Consider the following 17,457-nt stretch of genomic DNA (forward strand, 5'->3'; position numbering starts at 1 on the left):
ATATAGAGAGCCTACATGTAGACTGTCTACATGACGACCGCGGACCTAGGATGGGTGATGTGAATCCCGACGCGCTTCGCGGGCACATGGACGCCCTGCTGCTCTCCGTGCTGGAGCACGAGCCACTGCACGGCTACGCCATCATCGAGGCGCTGACGGAACGCAGCGGCGGCGCGCTGGCCGTCCCGACCGGCACCGTCTATCCCGCGCTGCGCAGGCTGGAGCGCGTCGGCTATCTGGCCAGCGAGTGGGCGACCGTCGGCGGGCGCAAGCGGCGCACCTACCGGCTGACCGCCTCGGGGGCCAAGCAACTCGCGGGCGAGCGGTCGGCCTGGCGGGAGTTCACCGGGGTGATCGGCAGCGTGCTCGAGCCGGGGCTCAGGCGGGCCGAAGTCGCCGGGTGATGCGCAGGCAGCGGGCCGCGCCGTAGAGCTGCAGGCCGTTCAGCAGCGGCGTGGTCAGCGACAGGACCATGCCGGGCACGAAGGCGGTGAACCCGGTGGGGCCGTGGGAGCCGTACTGGAGGGCGGCGCTGAGCAGCAGCGTGACCGGCAGCATCGCCCACACCCACAGCGCGAGCACCCTGGTCAGCCGCTCGGGTCTGCGCACCCAGCGGGCGCCCCAGGTCAGCGCCAGGAGCGTCAGCCCGCCGAGCACCCCGGTGGTCAGGTGGAAGCCGTCGAGCAGGCGGGCCACGGGAACGAACCACGTGGGCCGCAGCGACCAGTCGGCGGCGTCCATGGGAAAGAACGCCCAGACCACGCTCCACAGCAGCGTGGTCATCGGCACGCTCACGAACAGCAGCGCGGCGAGCCTGCGCCCGGCCGTGGTGGTCAGCTCACGCTGGTAGCCGGGCGCGATCTCGGCCAGCTCGCCGAACTCCTCGACCGCCAGCCGCTCGGCCTCCAGCCGGGCCAGCCCGCCCGCCTCGTAGGCCTCGGCGGTGTCGGCCAGGCTGTCGCGAGCCTCGACGACCAGATCGCGCTTGGCTCCGCTGGGGCCGTCGAGCGCCCGGTGGAGCCCTGCCACGTAGTCGTCGATGAGCATGGTCTCCAGTGTACGAAGGGCCGCCCAGGGGCAGCATCGGGGAAACCCCTGATTCGCGGTCAATGGTGCGCGGCGGGTCCTGGCACGGCGGGACGCGGCGTCGAGGCCCGCCTGGCCGCGTGGGAGGTGCTGGTCCACAGCACCGCGCCCGCGGTGACCGCCACCAGTAACACGCCCCACGCCACCGCCCTGCCGGTGCGCAGGCCGTACCCGCACAGCAGCCAGTACAGCGACAGCCACCAGCGGCGGCCCGCGGCGCGGCGCATCTCCATCGCGCCGAAGGCGAAGTCGGCGGCGGTCCCGTCGTCGTCGGGCGAGTGGCGCAGTGCGTCGTAGAGCACGGCCAGGCCGTCCGGCGAGGAGGGGTCGTCGGGGCCCTTGGACCAGCCACGCCAGCCGTGCTCGTCGGCCAGCGCCCTGCGCCTGGAGAACCACCGCAGCGGCGGCCAGCGCAGGCTGAAGCGCACCCCGCGAGGAGTGAAGGCGAAGGTGCATCCCGTCAGCCGCAGCCCCGAGGGATACGCGAGCCCGGCGAAGCGGCAGGCCGACAGGTCCAGCTTGTACAGCGACAGGTCCGGCGCGACCGCCTCGCGCAGCGAGCTGATCGTGCAGAAGCCCCGCCCGCTCACCGTCGCGGGCCCCCGCAGGACGGCCGCCTCCATGTCGGCGTGGGCGCGCGACAGCCTGACCGCGGTGGTGCCCCTGACCTCGACCTTGCGCAGGTCGACCGAGCAGTCCTCGACGGCCAGGTCGAGCGCGCCGTCCACGCGCGCTCCGGTCACGGCCAGATGCCTGGTCGCCGACAGGTAGGCCCCGGAGGCGAAGTGAGCCGACTCGAAGCCCGCCCGCCCCCGCACCTTCTTGAACGACAGCGTGCGGCCGAACCTCGCGCCCCTGAAGGTGGCCAGCTCGCCGAACTCGGCCCCGTCGAACGTGGCGAACCCGTCGAACCTGGCACGCTCCGCCGACAGCCCGCGCGCGAAGACCGCCTGGCCGAACAGGGCGTCGCTGGCCACCACCGCCCTGTCGAATCCGGCATGCCCGCGCACCCGCGCCCCGTGGAAGGACAGCTGGCGGGCGAACCGCGCGCCGTTGAACGACACGTTGCCCGCGAAACTGGCGCCGAAGAAGGAGGCGAGCCTGTCGAACCTGGAGCCGTCCAGCGACACGTCGCCCTGGAAGCTCACCTCGGTGAAGCGCGCCTCGCCGGTGAAGCGCGCCAGGTCCATGCGGGCCCTGCCGGGCCTGCCTTCCGCCGCGGCCAGCACCCTGGCCAGCAGCTCGCCGTCGATCGTGGTGCCGCGGAGGTCGAGCAGCCGTCCTGGGCGGACGGCTGCGAGTGCGTCGGCCAGCTGCTCGGGAGAAAGGTGGGACAGGCAGCTGCCGTACGGCTGGCGCGCGACTCCCGTGCACGACGGGGAGTGTGAACACGTGACCCAGTCCATGACGTGTGCATACCCGCGTTGCTAGGTCATGAGACGACATGACGCCAGACGCCGTCTGTCAAGGGTCGATGATTTCATCGTTTGGTGGCGGTATGTTCGACTATCTCCCTCTAAAGTGCGGGTCATGCGAGCCTTATCCGCCTTTGTCGCCCTCGGCCTCGCCGCCGCGGGCGTGGCGACCCTCACGATCGCCCCGGCCTCCGCGGCGCCGGGCCCCGTCGTCATCAGCCAGGTCTACGGCGGCGGAGGCAACTCTGGAGCGCCGCTGGCCAACGACTTCGTGGAGCTGTTCAACAGGAGCTCCGCGCCCGTGGCCGTCGACGGCTGGTCGGTGCAGTACGCCAGTGCGACCGGCTCGGGCCACTTCGCCGCCAACGTCGCCCCGCTGTCGGGCACGCTGGCGCCGGGACAGTACTACCTCGTGCAGCTCGCTCCCGGCAGCAACCCCGGCCCGGCGCTGCCCACCCCCGACGCCACCGCCACCATCGCGGTCAGCGCCGGCGCGGGCAAGCTCGCCCTGGTCCGCTCGGCCACGGGCCTGGCCTGCAACGGCACCCCCACCTCGTGCACGGCCCAGCAGACCGCCCAGATCGCCGACCTCGTCGGCTTCGGCAACGCGACCTTCTTCGAGGGCACGGCCGCCGCGCCGGGCCTGTCGAACACCACGGCCGCGCTGCGCAAGACGCACGGCTGCGCCGACACCGACGACAACGCCGCTGACCTGGAGTCCGGCTCGCCCGCCCCGCGCAACACCGCGTCGCCCGCCGCCCCCTGTGACGGCGGCCAGGAGCCGACGCCCACGCCGACCCCCACACCATCGCCCACCCCCACGGGCGAGCCCTGCGACACGGCCGCGACGCACCAGATCGCCGGCGTCCAGGGCGCGGGCGAGGCCAGTCCCCTGGCCGGGCAGACCGTACGGGTGGAGGGCGTCGTGACCGGCGACTTCCAGAAGAGCACCGAGCTGAGCGGCTTCTTCCTGCAGGACGCCACGCCCGACGCCGACCCGAAGACCTCCGAGGGCCTGTTCGCGTTCGCCCGCGACACCGTCAAGGACGTCAAGGTCGGCGACAGGGTGCTCGTCACCGGCAAGGTCACCGAGTTCAACGGGTGGACCGAGCTGTCGCCCGTCACCGCGATCGACGTGTGCGGAACGGGGACGATCCCCTCACAGCAGTACCGGCTGCCACGCGCCGACGGCACGACCTTCGAGCCCGTCGAGAACATGCTCGTCACGTTCGACGAGCCGCTGACCGTCTCCGAGCACTTCAACCTCGGACGCTTCGGCGAGGTCACCGTCTCCTCCGAGGGACGCCTCTACCAGCCGACCGACAGGCCAGGCGTGGACGCGGCGCTCGACGCCCGCCGTACGCTGCTCATCGACGACGGCTCCACCAGGGAGAACCCCGCCACGATCCCCTACACCAGCCCGCGCGTGGTGCGCACGGGTGACACGGCCTTCGGCGTGACCGGCGTGCTCGGCTACGGGTTCGGCTCCTACCGGCTCCAGCCCACCAAGCCGATCAGCTTCCTGCGGACCAACCCGCGCCTGCCCAGGCCGCTGCCCGTCGGCGGCAACGTCAAGGTGGCCAGCCTGAACACGCTGAACTGGTTCACCACGCTGGGCTCGCGCGGCGCGACGACCGCCGAGGAGCAGCGGCGCCAGCTCGACAAGCTGGTGGCGACCCTGCACGGCCTCGACGCGGACGTGGTGGGGCTCATGGAGGTCGAGAACAACGGCCAGACCGCTCTGCAGGCCCTGGTCGACGCGCTGAACGCCAAGGTCGGCGCGGGCACCTACGCGGCGCTCACCCACCCGTTCCCCGGGACGGACCTGATCCACGTGGCGATGATCTACAAGCCCGCCCGCGTGGCGCCGGTCGGGGCGGCGCTGTCGTCCGAGGACCCGGTCTTCAGCAGGCCGCCGCTGATCCAGACCTTCAGGCGGGCGGGCGGCGGCCAGCCGTTCACGATGATCGTCAACCACTTCAAGTCGAAGGGCTCGTGCCCGCCCAGCGGTCCCGACGCCGACCAGGGCGACGGGCAGAGCTGCTGGAACCCGCTGCGGGTCAAGCAGGCCGGGGCCGTGCTCGGGGTGATCTCCTCCCTCGACCTGCCCAACCCGCTGGTGCTCGGCGACCTCAACGCCTACGGCGAGGAGGACCCGATCGACACGCTGCAGACCGGAGGGCTGACGAGCGTGACCAAGCGGTTCGTGCCCGCGCCGTTCCGCTACAGCTACCTGTTCGGCGGGCTGGCAGGCGAGCTCGACCACGCGCTGGTCGGCAAGCAGCTGCTCAAGCGGGTGACGGGTGCGACCATCTGGCACGTCAACTCGGACGAGCCGCGCATCCTCGACTACAACACCGAGTTCAACCCGCCGGGCCTCTACCAGCCCGACGCGTTCCGCTCCTCCGACCACGACCCGTTGGTCATCGGCCTGTCCCTCCCCGGAGGCAAGGGCTGACCCGGTAGGCAGGCGAGAGCGGCCCCTCCCCCAGCGCGGGGAGGGGCCGCTCTTGTGTCTGCGGGTGTTCCACTCCCCCACTTCCGTTTGCCACGCAATCAGGTTTATGATTCAAACCAGTTGATGGAATCGACCAGTTTGGACTGTTGTGGACGACGAAGACCTGAGCCCCGCCGAGATGATGCGGCTCATCGAGGAGCAGGGCGCCGCCGCCGCGCGCAGGCTTCAGCCCGACCCCCTGTTCCTCTACGCCCCCTGGGGCCTGGCGTGGCTCGTCGGCTTCGGCACCTTCTTCCTGTCCTACGGTCTCGACGGCCGCCCCATCGCCCCGATCACCTGGCAGCTCGCGCTGGCCGTCCTGATGGGCGCGCAACTGCTGGCCGGCGCGTTCCTCTTCTGGACCGCCCGCTCCACCGTGAAGATCCGCGGCGGCACCGCCGAACGCGGGATGATGTACGGCTACGCCTGGTTCGTCGGAATGCTGTCGATGGGCCTGATCCTCAGCCACTTCGCCCCGATGTTCCCCCGCGACCAGATCGGCCTGCTCTACGCCTCGGTGTCGTTGCTGGTGGTCTCCATCCTCTACATGGCGGGCGGCGCCGTCTGGCACGAGTGGCCGATGTTCTTCCTCGGCGTCTGGATCGCGGCCGTCAACACCGCCGGCGCCACCCTGGGTCCCGGCTGGCACGCCCTGCTGATCTCGCTGCTGGTCGGCGGCGGCTTCTTCGTCATGGGAATCGTGCTCAGGCGGCGCCGGTGACGCTCCCCGACCTCGACCCCGTCATCCACGCGCAGGCCAGGCTGCGCGTGGTGGCCACGCTCAACGCCCTGGCCGAAGGTGACCAGATCGCCTTCCCCGGGTTGAAGGATCTGCTCGCCATGACGGCGGGCAACCTGTCGGTGCACCTGACCAAGCTCGAGGACGCGGGCTACGTCGAGATCACCAAAACCCACAAGGGCCGTACCCCCGTCACCTACGTCGCGCTGACCAGGCGCGGACGGCTGGCCTTCGAGGAATACACCATCGCGATCCGCGCCCTTCTTGGAGGCGAAGCATGACCGTCTTGGCCAGGACCGTCGAGGTCACCCGACGCTACGGCGAGGTGACCGCCCTCGACGACGTGTCCATGGAGATCCCCTCAGGACAGCTCGTCGGCCTGCTCGGCCCGAACGGCGCGGGCAAGTCCACGCTCGTCAACCTCTTCGTCGGCCTGCGCAGGCCGACCAAGGGCGTGGTCGAGCTGCTCGGCGGCGCCCCCTCCGACCCCCGCGTACGGCAGGGCATGGGCGTGACGCCACAGGAGACTGGCCTGCCGGAGGCGCTGCGCGTCGGCGAGATCGTCGACTTCGTCGCCTCCCACTTCCCCGAAAGGGCGGGCAGGCAGGAACTGCTGGCCAGGTTCGGCCTCGACGACCTCGCCCGCAGGCAGGTCGGGGGCCTGTCAGGCGGCCAGAAACGCCGCCTCGCGGTGGCGCTGGCCTTCGCCGGCAAGCCGCGCATCGTCTTCCTCGACGAGCCCACCACCGGTCTCGACGTGGAGGCGCGAAGGTCGCTGTGGGAAGGGGTCAGAGCCTTCCACGCCGAAGGCGGCACGGTGGTGCTCACCAGCCACTACCTGGAGGAGGTCGAGGCGCTGGCCGAGCGCGTGGTGGTGATCGGCAAGGGCAGGGTGCTGGCCGACGACACGATGCAGGCCGTGCGCGGCATGGTGGGCGTGCGCCGGGTGTCGCTGTCGGCCGCCGACCTGCCCGACCTGCCCGGCGTGGTCAGCGCCGAGCGGGTGGACGACCGTCACGAGCTGCTCACCTCCGACTCCGACCGCCTGGTACTGGACCTGGTCGCCAGCGGCGTGCCGTTCTCGGGGCTCGAGATCAGCCCGGCCACGCTCGAGGACGCCTTCCTCGCCATCACCTCGAAGGAGACCGCAGGTGTCTAGCCTGATCCTGACCCACACCCGCTACCAGTTCCTCGAGCAGCTGCGGGTCCCGATCGCGATCGTGGCCGGCGTCTTCTTCCCCACCATCTCGATGCTGGCCTTCGTCGTGCCGTTCGCCGGACACGATCCCGTGACGGCCACGGTCGGCACGGCGTCGATGACGCTGTTCGCCGTGATGTCGAGCGGGCTGATGGGGCTCGGCATCGGCGTGGCCGACGACCGCGGCAAGCCCTGGGACCCCTACCTGCGCACGCTGCCCGCCGGCCCCTTCCCCCGTTTCGCGGGGCGGATGCTGACCTCGCTGGCCGTCATGCTGATCGCGGTCGTGCCCGTCGTGCTGGTCGCGGCGTTCCTCACCGAGGCGACGGCCACGCCCCTGCAACTGCTGCTCGGCCTGGGCGCGCTGATCGTGGGCGCGCTGCCGTTCATGATGCTGGGCCTGCTCGTCGGCTACTCGCTCCCGGCCAAGGCGGCCATCGCGGTCTCGCAGGTGCTGTTCTTCCCGATCGCCATCGGCGGCGGCATGTTCGGCAACCCGATGGACCCGCCGGCCTTCATCGGGGCGGTCGCGCCGTACCTGCCGAGCAGGGGTGCCATGGAGCTGGTGTGGGCCGCCACCACGGACTTCAGGCCTGAGCCGCTGCCGCTGGTCACGCTGGCGGTCTGGACCGTCGCGGGCGCCGCCGCCGCGGTGTGGGCCTACCGCCGTGACGAGGGCCGCAGGTTCCGCTGAACCCCCGCCCGGCCGGAAGGGGGCTGAAAGGGGGGAGGTGCCGCCGAGTCCGCAGCGATCTCGACGGCACCTCCGTCCAACGAGGGGGGTTCTACTCGCCAGTCTTCTCCGCGAGGGTCACGGTGACCTCGTGGGTCTTGCCGTCCCTCATATATGTGATCTTGACCTGCTGGCCGACTTTGAAACCTCTGACCTGTCCGACTACCGTATCTCCCCCGTCAACCGCCGTCTCGCCGATCTTCGTGATCAGATCGCCGTTCTTCAGCCCGGCCTTGGCCGCGGGGCTTCCCTCCTGCACCTGCCGTACCAGAGCTCCCGGCACGTCACCCGAGGCGTCGGTGACGCTGACGCCGAGGTAGGCGTGGCTCACCTTGCCGTTGTCGATGAGCTGCTGGGACACCTGCTTGGCGGTGTTGATCGGGATGGCGAAGCCGACGCCGATGTTGCCGGTACCGCCGCCGGTCGCGATGGCCGTGTTGATGCCGATCACCTCACCGGCCGCGTTGACGAGAGCGCCACCGCTGTTGCCGGGGTTGATGGCGGCGTCCGTCTGGATGGCCCCGCCGATCGTGGTGGTCGACGACGGCTGCGACTGCTCGCGCAGGTTGCCCCACCCGGGCGGCAGCTGCTGCTGGTTCTGGTCCTCGTTGCCGACGGTGAGCGTGCGGTCCAGCGCGCTGACGATGCCCGCGGTGACCGAGCCGTCCAGGCCGAGCGGGCTTCCGATCGCCAGTACGGCGTCGCCCACCCTGAGCGCGTCGCTGTCGCCGAGGGCGGCCTTGGTCAGCCCCGAGACGCCTTCCGCCCTGATGACGGCCAGGTCGGTCGTCGGGTCGGTGCCGACGACCGACGCCTTGGCGGTCTTGCCGTCGCTGAACTTCACCGTCATCGAGCCGCCCTGGCCCGCGCCGACCACCACGTGGTTGTTGGTGAGAATCAGACCGTCCTCCGACAGGACGACGCCCGAGCCCTCACCCGTACGGCCCTGGATCATGACGACCGACGGCTGCACGTTCTGGGCGACGTCGGCCACGGTCAGCGGGTTCGACGCCTGCTTGAAAGTCGGGCTGGGCGAGGAGGCCACGGTCGTCGTCCCGCCACCGAAGGCGCTCACGGTCGCGGCCCCCGCCACGCCGCCGATCAGCGCCGTCGCCGCGAGGGCGAGCCCCGCGATGGCCTTCTGGCCGGTGGTGAACCTGGACTGCTGCTTCGGTACGGCAGGCACCTGCATGATCGTCGTATCGTCCGACGGCGTCGGCACGGCGTGCTGGAATCCGCCGGCGACGGGAGGCTTGGAACCGAACTGGGTCCAGCTCCCACCCACATTGCCTTCGCCGTGCTCACGAGGCTCGTTCGCGTTCATGTCCATCCCCAAAAGGCCGCTGTGGCGCGCCACTGTGGCGTGCCGTACTCCCAGGGTGTCAACGGGGCTGTAAACGCTGGTTAAGCCGCCGATCCTGGGGTGCCGAACCCCCTGACGGGGGCTTTATCACCCCAGGTCAGGCATGGGCTGCGGTCGCGATCTCTCATCAAAGATTCATCGAGCGGGGTGCAGCGCACCATCGGCCTTCCTCCCCTGCCGAGTCCACACCCGACTCCCCGCCGCGGGCTCGCGGGAGGCCCGCCTCCGGCTGCCGATCGTTGGCTACCGTGACAATCATGACCCTTTACTGCTTTGTCTGCCTGGGACAGAAGCGCTCCGCCGAGGCTTACACGATCATGCGGGGATACGCCCTCTGCTTCGACCACGCCGAGCAGATCGTGGCGGACAAGAGGACGGGCCACCCCAGCCTCGACGGATCGGCGTTCCGGAGGGACCTGGCGAGGATCATCGAACGGGGCTGACCGAAGGGTCCTGTCACGCCCCTCGCCTCGAGCGGGCCACGGCCCGCCGCCCGGTTGACGAGAAGATCGGATCCCCGCCCTCGTCCTCGTCGGCCTTCCGGTCCTCGGCGTGGGTGTGGGTGGTCTGCCGAGCCGGGTTCAAGGGCCTGGTGACAGGCTCCTCTGTGGCGCGATCGGGGACGGGGCGGCGCGGACGGGGCGGCGCGGACGGGCCGGAGCGGTCGGGGCGGCGACGAAGGCGGCAGGCCTTGTGCGGTCAGGTTCCTAGGGGACGTCGAGGTACTGCTCGCGCAGCAGCCGCTTGTAGAGCTTGCCGGTCGGGTGGCGGGGCAGCTCGTCGCGGAAGTCGACGGACCTGGGGCATTTGTAGTGGGCCAGCCGCGCCCTGCAGTACTCGATCAGCTCCGCCTCCAGCGCCTGGCCCGCCTCGGCGAGGTCGGCGGGCTGGACGACGGCCTTGACCTGCTCGCCCATCTCCTCGTCCGGGATGCCGAACACGGCCACGTCGGCGACCTTGGGGTGGAGGGACAGCACGTTCTCGGACTCCTGCGGGTAGATGTTCACCCCGCCCGAGATGATCATGTAGGAGCGGCGGTCGGTCAGGTAGAGGAAGCCGTCCTCGTCGACGTAGCCGATGTCGCCGAGCGTGGTCCAGCCCCTGCCCTGGGGGTCGTGCGCGGAGCGGGTCTTGTCCGGGTCGCCGTGGTACTCGAAGCGGGGTCCGTCGGAGAAGTAGACCGTGCCGTGCTCGCGGGGCGCCAGTTCGTGGCCCTCCTCGTCGCAGACGTGCACGACGCCGAGCAGGGGGCGGCCGACGGTGCCCTTGTGGGCGAGCCAGTCCGAGGGGCCCGCGTACAGGAAGCCGTTGCCCTCGGTGCCCGCGTAGTACTCGTGGATGATGGGACCCCACCAGTCGAGCATCTGCTCCTTGACGGGGATCGGGCACGGCGCGGCGGCGTGTATCGCGCACTGGAGCGACGACAGGTCGTGCTTGGCTCTGACCTCGTCGGGCAGCTTGAGCATCTTGATGAACATCGTCGGCACGAGCTGGGTGTGCGTGACCGCGTGCCGTTCGACCAGCGCGAGGTACTCGGCGGGGTCGAAACGCTCCATCACGACGACCGTCGCCCCGAGCCGCTGGAACTGCAGGCAGTAGCGCAGCGGGGCGGCGTGGTAGAGCGGCGCGGGCGACAGGTAGACGCTGTCGGCCGCGGGCGCGAACAGGAACTGGATGAGCTGGAGCAGCGGTCCGGGAGTGTCGAGCGGCGCCTGCGAGAGCGTCGGCTTGACGCCCTTGGGCCTGCCCGTGGTGCCGGAGGAGTAGAGCATGTCGGCGCCCAGGCACTCGTCGGCGATGGGCGTCGGCGGCTGCCCCGCGACGGCCTCCTCGTAGGACTGGAAGCCGTCGGCGACGCCGTCGACCATGAGCCTGAGCTCCACGCCGGGCGCGTCGATCGAGGCGGCCACCTCGGCCAGCCCGGACGAGGCGATGAAGACCCTGGCCTCGCAGTTGTCGACGATGTAGGACAGCTCCTCGCTCTGCAGGCGCGAGCTGATCGCGGTGTAGTACAGCCCTGAGCGGTGTGCCGCCCAGGCGATGACCAGGAAGAGCGGATGGTTCTCGAGCATGAACGCGATGTGGTCGCCCGGATTGAGGCCGGCGGAGCGGAAGAGGTGGGCGAGCCTGTTCGACTCCTCCTCGAGCTGGCGGTAGGTGACGATGTTCCCGGAGCCCGCCATGATCACAGCGGGCTTGTCGGGGGTGACTGCTGCGATGGCTCCCGGATACATGACCAGAACAGTATTCGGTTCGGGGTCGCGCAGGAAGTGTCCACGCCGTCCCGCCATCCACCGCAGCCTCACGGGAATGACACCGGGAAATGGCGTCACATCCATCTCGCGAATTCCTCGGAAAACGGCGGGGCCGTGATCCCGTATTCGAGATCACGGCCTCTTCGAGGGGGAACCGCCATTAGGCGTGGTAAACGTCCTGCCAGCCGGAGTGGAAGCCGCTCGGGCCACCATGTGCGCCACGGCTCACATCCACGTAGATGTGCTTGGCGTTCTTACCGCCGAACGAGTAGTCGGCGTCGTGCTTGCCGCAGTTCTTGAAGCTCTTGAAGTAGGTCGAACCGTCGAAGTTCACGACCTTGAAGGTCTCCCACGCGCAGACGTACTTCTGCTTGCCCCACCACTTGTGGTTGGTGAGGGTGCTGTCCACCGAGTAGAAGTAGTCGTGCTTCCAGGTCCAGACCTTCTTCTTGAAGGGCTTCTTCTTCCAGACGCAGTGCTTGTTCCCGTGCTTGTCCTTCCAGCAGACCAGGACCTTCTTGTAGAAGGTCTCCCAGTGCCAGACCTTGTAGGACTTCTTGGTCACGGAGACGTGCCCTGAGGCCTCGGCCCTGTGGTCGCTGGAGTGGTAGGCCCCCCAGCCGGTGCCGGTGCCGGTGGCCGTGGCCGTGGCCGTGGCCGTGGCCGTCGTCGCCGCGCCCGCGGCGACGGGGGCGCCGACCGCCACGGCAATGGCGATGACGGCGCCGGTCAGGATTCGCGAAACGAATCGCATGACGGGACTCCTCGGGAGAAGAGGGTTTCTGACACGCTCTTCGTAGTCCCGGCGGATTGCCGAACACTTACAATTCGCTTGATTACCTGGCCGGCGGTCGATTATTCGGAAAACACATTTTCCCGATCATTCACAGGAAAAATTCAGGCTGGGATGACCGCGCCCTTATAGGTGTCCTCAATGTACTTCTTGACCTCGGGGCTCTGCAGCAGCTTGGCCAGCTTCTGCACCCGCGGGTCGTTCTGCTTGCCCTCCTGGACGACCAGCCCGTTGGCGTACGGGTTGCCCTCGGCCTTCTCCGCGATGAGCGCGTCGGTGGCCGGGTTGAGCTTGGCCTCGAGGGCGTAGTTGCCGTTGATGACCGCGGCGTCCACGTCGGCGAGCGAGCGGGGCAGCTGGGCCGCGTCGAGCGCCTTGAAGGTGATGTTCTTCGGGTTGGCGGTGACGTCACGCTCGGTGGCCGCGGTGCCGACGCCGTCCTTCAGCGTGATGACGCCGTTGTCGGCCAGCAGCTTCAGCGAGCGGCCGAGGTTGGTGGCGTCGTTGGGCACGGCGACGGTCGCGCCGGAGGCGAGCGCGGCGACGTCCTTCACCTTGCTGGAGTAGAGGCCGAGCGGCTCCAGGTGCACGTTCTCCACCCAGGTGAGCTTGGCGCCCTTCTCCTTGTTGTAGTCGCCGAGGTAGGGCTGGTGCTGGAAGTAGTTGGCGTCCAGCTGGCCCTCCTGGAGCTGCGGGTTCAGCGGCACATAGTCGCTGAACTCGACGATCTCCAGCTTCAGGCCCTCCTTGGCCGCCAGGTTGTCCGAGATGTACTTGAGGATCTCGGCGTGCGGAGTGGGAGTGGCACCGATCTTGAGCGGGTCGCTCGGGGCGCCGGAGGCCGACGAGCCGGAAGCGGACGATCCGCAGGCGGCGAGGGTCAGGGCCAGGACGGCGGCGGTCACGAGACCGAACAACTTGCGCACGGCTGTGCTCCTTGTCTGGGTATGAGGAAGCAGGATCCGCTCGTGGCGGACCCCGGAAGAACGGGGTGAAGGTGTCGCTAGCGCCTGGCGGCCAGACGGTTGGCGAGAGCGTCGCCGACGGTCTGGGCCAGCTGGACGAGGATGATGATGACCACACAGGTCGCGATCATGAGAGGCGTCTCGAATCGCTGGTAGCCGTACCGGATGGCCAGGTCGCCGAGGCCGCCCGCGCCGATGACGCCCGCCATCGCCGAGTAGGACACCAGCGTGATGACAGTGACCGTGATCCCGGCCACCAGCGCCGACTTGGCCTCGGGCAGCAGGACCTTGGTGACGATCGAGGTACGGCTGACGCCCATGGCGTGGGCCGCCTGGACGACGTCGGCGCTGACACCACGCAGCGCGATCTCGACCAGGCGGGCGAAGAACGGCACCGCGCCGATCGTCAGCGGCACGACGGCCGCGTACAGGCCGATGGTGGTGCCGACCAGCAGCCGCGTGAAGGGGATCACCGCGATCATCAGGATGATGAACGGCAGCGATCTGCCGATGTTGACGACCAGGCTGAGCAGCTGGTTGGCGATCCGCGAGGGGAACAGCCCCTCACGCGAGGTGCCGACCAGGGCCACGCCGAGCGGAAGCCCGAACACGACGGTGAAGAGCGTGGACCAGAACACCATCTGGACCGTCTCCCACGTCGCCTGCCCGAGCAGCGGGACCATCTCTTCCCAGGTCATGCCGCCACCTCCACGATCAGCCCCTGCTCACGCAGGTAGCTGAGCGCGGCCGAGGTCTCGGCACCCGCCAGCGAGACGCGCAGGCGGCCGACAGAGCCGCCGGCGACCTCCTCGAGCGCGCCGCCGAGGATGCTGACGTCCACGTCGAACTTGCGCACGACGTGCGAGATCACCGGCTCGTCCGCCGCTCCGGTGAACGTGATCGTGACGTTGCCCGTCTCGGGCGCCGGCAGCGGGAACAGCTCGGCGGCCAGGCGGGAGCCGGGCGTGGTCAGCAGCTGCCTGATGGGCCCCGACTCCAGGATCGCGCCACCCGACATGATCGCCACCGAGTCGCAGATGCTCTTGACCACGTTCATCTCGTGCGTGATCAGCAGGATCGTCAGCCCGAGCTCGGTGTTGAGCCGCCTGAGCAGGGCGAGGATGGAGGAGGTCGTGCCGGGGTCGAGCGCCGAGGTCGCCTCGTCGGCCAGCAGCACCTTCGGGTTGCCGGCCAGTGCCCTGGCGATGCCCACGCGCTGCTTCTGCCCGCCGGACAGCTGCCCGGGGCGGGCGTCGGCCTTGTCGGCGATGCCGACGAGCTCGAGCAGCTCGGCGACCCTGGCCGAACGCTCGGCCCTGCCCATTCCCATGACCTCGAGGGGGAAGGCCACGTTGCCCGCGACCGTGCGTGAGGACAGCAGCGCGAAGTGCTGGTGGATCATGCCGATGTGCTGCCTGGCGGCGCGCAGGTCGCGCTCGCCGAGCGTGGTCAGCTCCTGCCCGGCGACCGCGACGGTGCCGCGGTCGGGGCGCTCGAGGAGGTTGACGCAGCGCAGCAGCGTGCTCTTTCCCGCGCCGCTCTGGCCGAGCACACCGAAGATCTCCCCCTGGCGCACGTGCAGATCGACACCGTCCAGCGCGACGGTGTCACCGTACGACTTGCGCAGGCCTGCAGCCTGGATCACGAAAATTCCCCACAACGGATTCGGTAACGGACGGTCAGCGTTGGGGGACGCGTCAGCGAGTGCCGGGGTGGAACGGCAGGTGGCTCAGGCGGCGCAGCACGAAGCTGGGGCGGATCATCAGGGAGATACCTTCGAACGAGGAGGGCGGAAGGGTGCGCTCTAGCGGGCCTGACAGCCCATACACCTGCGCATTCGCATCTCGTTCACGTTGTTGCCAACGATCCTCTTACCGGCGCCTATTCCCGTCCGCCGATGTGAAGTGGCTCACCACCGCCCCTCTGGCGGCGCGTCACAGAACGCGACCGACAGGCGCCGTTGTCCGGCCACCATGGCGAAGCCGCCCCGCCGTACGGACGGCGGGGCGGCTTCGGCGGGTGGTCAGGCCGCGGTGGTCTGGGCGACCTTGGCGGGGGTGAGGGCGATGTCGAGCACCTCACGCACGTCACCGACGGCGTGGATGGTCAGCTCGTCGCGGACCTCCTTGGGCAGGTCGTCCAGGTCGGGCTCGTTGCGGGCCGGAATGAGGACCGTGGTGATGCCCGCCCTGTGCGCCGCCAGCAGCTTCTGCTTGACGCCGCCGATGGGCAGCACCCGCCCGGTGAGGGAGATCTCACCGGTCATCGCCACGTCGTTGCGGACGAGCCGTCCCGACAGCAGCGAGGCCAGCGCCGTGGTGAGCGTGACGCCCGCCGAGGGCCCGTCCTTGGGGACGGCGCCCGCGGGGAAGTGCACGTGCACCGAGCGGTCCTTCAGCGCGGTGACCGGCAGCTCCAGCTCCGCGCCGTGCGAGCGCAGGTAGGACAGCGCGATCCGCGCCGACTCCTTCATCACGTCGCCGAGCTGTCCTGTGAGGGTCAGCCCGGTGTCGCCGGTCTCGGGGTCGGCCAGGGACGCCTCGACGTAGAGGACGTCGCCGCCGGCTCCGGTGACGGCCAGGCCGGTGGCCACGCCGGGCACCGAGGTGCGCTGCTTGGACTCGGGCAGCGAGGCTTCGGGCACGAAGCGCGGCCTGCCCAGGTAGTCGACCAGGCCGTCCTCACCGACCGTGGTGGGCAGTTCGTCCTTGGCCGTGACCTTGCGCAGGATCCTGGCGATGGAACGCTCGAGGGAGCGCACGCCGGCCTCGCGGGTGTACTCGGCGGCCAGCTTGCGCAGGGCCGCCTCCTCCAGGGTGACCTCCTCGGCCGTCAGCCCGGCCAGCTCCAGCTGCTTGGGCAGCAGGTGGTCGCGGGCGATGGCCACCTTCTCGTCCTCGGTGTAGCCGTCGAGCGTGACGACCTCCATGCGGTCGAGCAGCGGCCCCGGGATGGCCTCGAGGACGTTGGCCGTCGCGAGGAAGAGCACGTCCGACAGGTCGAGCTCGACCTCCAGGTAGTGGTCGCGGAAGGTGTGGTTCTGCGCCGGGTCGAGGACCTCGAGCAGGGCGGCCGTCGGGTCGCCCCGGTAGTCGGCGCCGACCTTGTCGATCTCGTCGAGCAGGACGACGGGGTTCATCGAGCCGGCCTCGCGGATGGCGCGCACGATGCGGCCGGGCAGCGCGCCGACGTAGGTGCGCCGGTGGCCGCGGATCTCGGCCTCGTCGCGCACGCCGCCGAGGGCGACGCGGACGAACTTCCTGCCCATGGCGCGGGCCACGGACTCGCCCAGCGACGTCTTGCCGACTCCGGGCGGACCGGCGAGGGCGAGGACGGCGCCGCTGCGGCGGCCGCCCACCACGCCGAGGCCCTTGTCCTGGCGCCGCTTGCGCACGGCCAGGTACTCGATGATGCGGTCCTTGACGTCCTCGAGGCCGGTGTGGTCGGCGTCGAGCACCTCGCGGGCGCCGGCGATGTCGTAGTTGTCGTCGCTCGTCTCGTTCCAGGGGATGTCGAGGACGGTGTCGAGCCACGTGCGGATCCAGCCGGTCTCGGGAGACTGGTCAGAGGTCCGCTCCAGCTTGTCGACCTCCTTGAGCGCCGCCTCGCGCACCTTCTCGGGGAGGTCGGCCGCCTCCACGCGGGCGCGGTAGTCCTCCTCCTCGGTCTCGGCGGTGTCGCCGTTGAGCTCCTTCAGCTCCTTGCGCACGGCGGCGAGCTGCTGGCGCAGCAGGAACTCACGCTGCTGCTTCTCCATGCCCTCCTGGACGTCCTTGCGGATCGTCTCGGCGACGTCGAGCTCCGCCAGGTGCTCACGCGACCACTCCACCAGCTTGGCCAGCCGGTCGGCGGGGTCGGGGGCCTCCAGCAGCTCGACCTTCTGAGCGGTGCTCAGCCACGGCGTGTAGCCGGAGCTGTCGGCGAGGACCGAGGGGTCGTCGATCTGGTTGACCTGGTCGACCACCTGCCACGCGCCACGCTTCTGCAGGATCGTGGTGGCCAGCGCCTTGTACTCCTTGGCCAGCTCCTGCGCCCGCTCCCCGACGTGCACGGGGTCGACGGTGTGGACCTCCACCCAAAGGGCCGCGCCCGGGCCGGTCGTGCCCTTGCCGACGCGCGCCCTGTTGACGCCGCGCACGACGGCGGCGGGCTCGCCTCCGGGGAGCCTGCCGACCTGCTCGACCACGGCCTGCACGCCGACCGCGCCGTAGCGGCCGTCGATCCTGGGAACGAGGAGGACACGCGGCTTGTTGAGACCAGAAGCCTGAGCCGCGTCGATCGCAGCCCGGACCTCCGAGTCGGACAGGTCCAGAGGGACCACCATGCCCGGCAGGACCACCTCGTCGTCGAGCGGCAGGACCGGGAGGATCAAGCTCTCACTCATCTGAACTCCAATGGGGTTGAGTTATACAC

General features: G+C 69.9%; 16 protein-coding genes. 7 read left to right on the top strand and 9 right to left on the bottom strand.

Translation table 11 applies throughout. The features are described from left to right. Window positions 1-59 precede the first annotated feature (59 nt). Window positions 60-404 carry a helix-turn-helix transcriptional regulator gene (locus ACFSKW_RS11200; RefSeq protein ID WP_379571937.1) on the top strand — a complete coding sequence of 115 codons (345 nt, stop codon included), beginning with the start codon at window positions 60-62 and terminating at the stop codon, window positions 402-404. Here the strand turns inward: ACFSKW_RS11200 and ACFSKW_RS11205 are convergent. Both ACFSKW_RS11205 and ACFSKW_RS11210 read right to left on the bottom strand, forming a co-directional pair. Next, entirely contained in the window at window positions 379-1,047 is a 669-nt protein-coding gene (locus ACFSKW_RS11205) for a permease prefix domain 1-containing protein (RefSeq protein WP_379571939.1), read from the bottom strand. The two genes, ACFSKW_RS11200 and ACFSKW_RS11205, sit on opposite strands and share 26 nt — an antisense overlap. Window positions 1,048-1,106: 59 nt before the next feature. Beyond that, window positions 1,107-2,492, bottom strand: coding sequence for a pentapeptide repeat-containing protein (locus tag ACFSKW_RS11210; protein ID WP_379571941.1), 1,386 nt, complete (start codon window positions 2,490-2,492; stop codon window positions 1,107-1,109). A 124-nt stretch (window positions 2,493-2,616) separates the two neighbouring features. Here ACFSKW_RS11210 and ACFSKW_RS11215 point away from each other — a divergent pair, with 124 nt between their 5' ends. The 5 genes from ACFSKW_RS11215 (at window position 2,617) to ACFSKW_RS11235 (ending at window position 7,629) form a co-directional block, all read left to right on the top strand. Then, complete coding sequence (locus tag ACFSKW_RS11215; RefSeq protein WP_379571943.1) at window positions 2,617-4,959, top strand: ExeM/NucH family extracellular endonuclease; 2,343 nt, start codon at window positions 2,617-2,619, stop codon at window positions 4,957-4,959. A gap of 148 nt (window positions 4,960-5,107) precedes the next feature. After that, on the top strand, window positions 5,108-5,719 hold the full coding sequence (locus ACFSKW_RS11220) for a hypothetical protein (protein ID WP_379571945.1): 612 nt from the start codon (window positions 5,108-5,110) through the stop codon (window positions 5,717-5,719). After that, on the top strand, window positions 5,716-6,018 hold the full coding sequence (locus tag ACFSKW_RS11225; RefSeq protein ID WP_379571947.1) for a transcriptional regulator: 303 nt from the start codon (window positions 5,716-5,718) through the stop codon (window positions 6,016-6,018). Before ACFSKW_RS11220 ends, ACFSKW_RS11225 begins: the two co-directional genes overlap by 4 nt. Next, on the top strand, window positions 6,015-6,896 hold the full coding sequence (locus ACFSKW_RS11230) for an ABC transporter ATP-binding protein (RefSeq protein ID WP_379571949.1): 882 nt from the start codon (window positions 6,015-6,017) through the stop codon (window positions 6,894-6,896). Before ACFSKW_RS11225 ends, ACFSKW_RS11230 begins: the two co-directional genes overlap by 4 nt. Further along, a complete protein-coding gene (locus ACFSKW_RS11235; protein WP_379571951.1) occupies window positions 6,889-7,629 on the top strand; it encodes an ABC transporter permease in 741 nt (246 codons plus the stop codon). Before ACFSKW_RS11230 ends, ACFSKW_RS11235 begins: the two co-directional genes overlap by 8 nt. A 91-nt stretch (window positions 7,630-7,720) precedes the next feature. Here ACFSKW_RS11235 and ACFSKW_RS11240 read toward each other — a convergent pair whose 3' ends face one another. Then, the gene (locus ACFSKW_RS11240; protein WP_379571953.1) at window positions 7,721-8,992 is read right to left on the bottom strand and encodes a S1C family serine protease; all 1,272 of its coding nucleotides are present in this window, start codon (window positions 8,990-8,992) and stop codon (window positions 7,721-7,723) included. Between the two features lie 296 nt (window positions 8,993-9,288). Here ACFSKW_RS11240 and ACFSKW_RS11245 point away from each other — a divergent pair, with 296 nt between their 5' ends. Then, window positions 9,289-9,474, top strand: coding sequence for a hypothetical protein (locus tag ACFSKW_RS11245; RefSeq protein ID WP_379571955.1), 186 nt, complete (start codon window positions 9,289-9,291; stop codon window positions 9,472-9,474). A gap of 264 nt (window positions 9,475-9,738) precedes the next feature. Here ACFSKW_RS11245 and ACFSKW_RS11250 read toward each other — a convergent pair whose 3' ends face one another. The 6 genes from ACFSKW_RS11250 to lon form a co-directional block, all read right to left on the bottom strand. Next, window positions 9,739-11,322: an AMP-binding protein gene (locus ACFSKW_RS11250; RefSeq protein WP_379571957.1), complete on the bottom strand. Its 1,584-nt coding sequence runs from the start codon at window positions 11,320-11,322 to the stop codon at window positions 9,739-9,741. Window positions 11,323-11,446: 124 nt separating this feature from the next. Then, window positions 11,447-12,040, bottom strand: coding sequence for a hypothetical protein (locus ACFSKW_RS11255; protein WP_379571959.1), 594 nt, complete (start codon window positions 12,038-12,040; stop codon window positions 11,447-11,449). Between the two features lie 143 nt (window positions 12,041-12,183). Continuing rightward, entirely contained in the window at window positions 12,184-13,005 is an 822-nt protein-coding gene (locus tag ACFSKW_RS11260) for a MetQ/NlpA family ABC transporter substrate-binding protein (protein WP_379571960.1), read from the bottom strand. 77 nt (window positions 13,006-13,082) lie between these two features. Continuing rightward, window positions 13,083-13,742 carry a methionine ABC transporter permease gene (locus tag ACFSKW_RS11265; RefSeq protein WP_379571962.1) on the bottom strand — a complete coding sequence of 220 codons (660 nt, stop codon included), beginning with the start codon at window positions 13,740-13,742 and terminating at the stop codon, window positions 13,083-13,085. Beyond that, on the bottom strand, window positions 13,739-14,689 hold the full coding sequence (locus ACFSKW_RS11270) for a methionine ABC transporter ATP-binding protein (protein WP_379571964.1): 951 nt from the start codon (window positions 14,687-14,689) through the stop codon (window positions 13,739-13,741). The genes ACFSKW_RS11265 and ACFSKW_RS11270 overlap by 4 nt, the downstream gene beginning before the upstream one ends. 378 nt (window positions 14,690-15,067) lie before the next feature. Further along, window positions 15,068-17,428, bottom strand: coding sequence for an endopeptidase La (gene lon, locus ACFSKW_RS11275; RefSeq protein WP_379571966.1), 2,361 nt, complete (start codon window positions 17,426-17,428; stop codon window positions 15,068-15,070). Window positions 17,429-17,457 lie beyond the last annotated feature (29 nt).

The sequence above is a fragment of the Nonomuraea mangrovi genome (assembly GCF_042681425.1).
GTDB lineage: Bacteria > Actinomycetota > Actinomycetes > Streptosporangiales > Streptosporangiaceae > Nonomuraea > Nonomuraea mangrovi.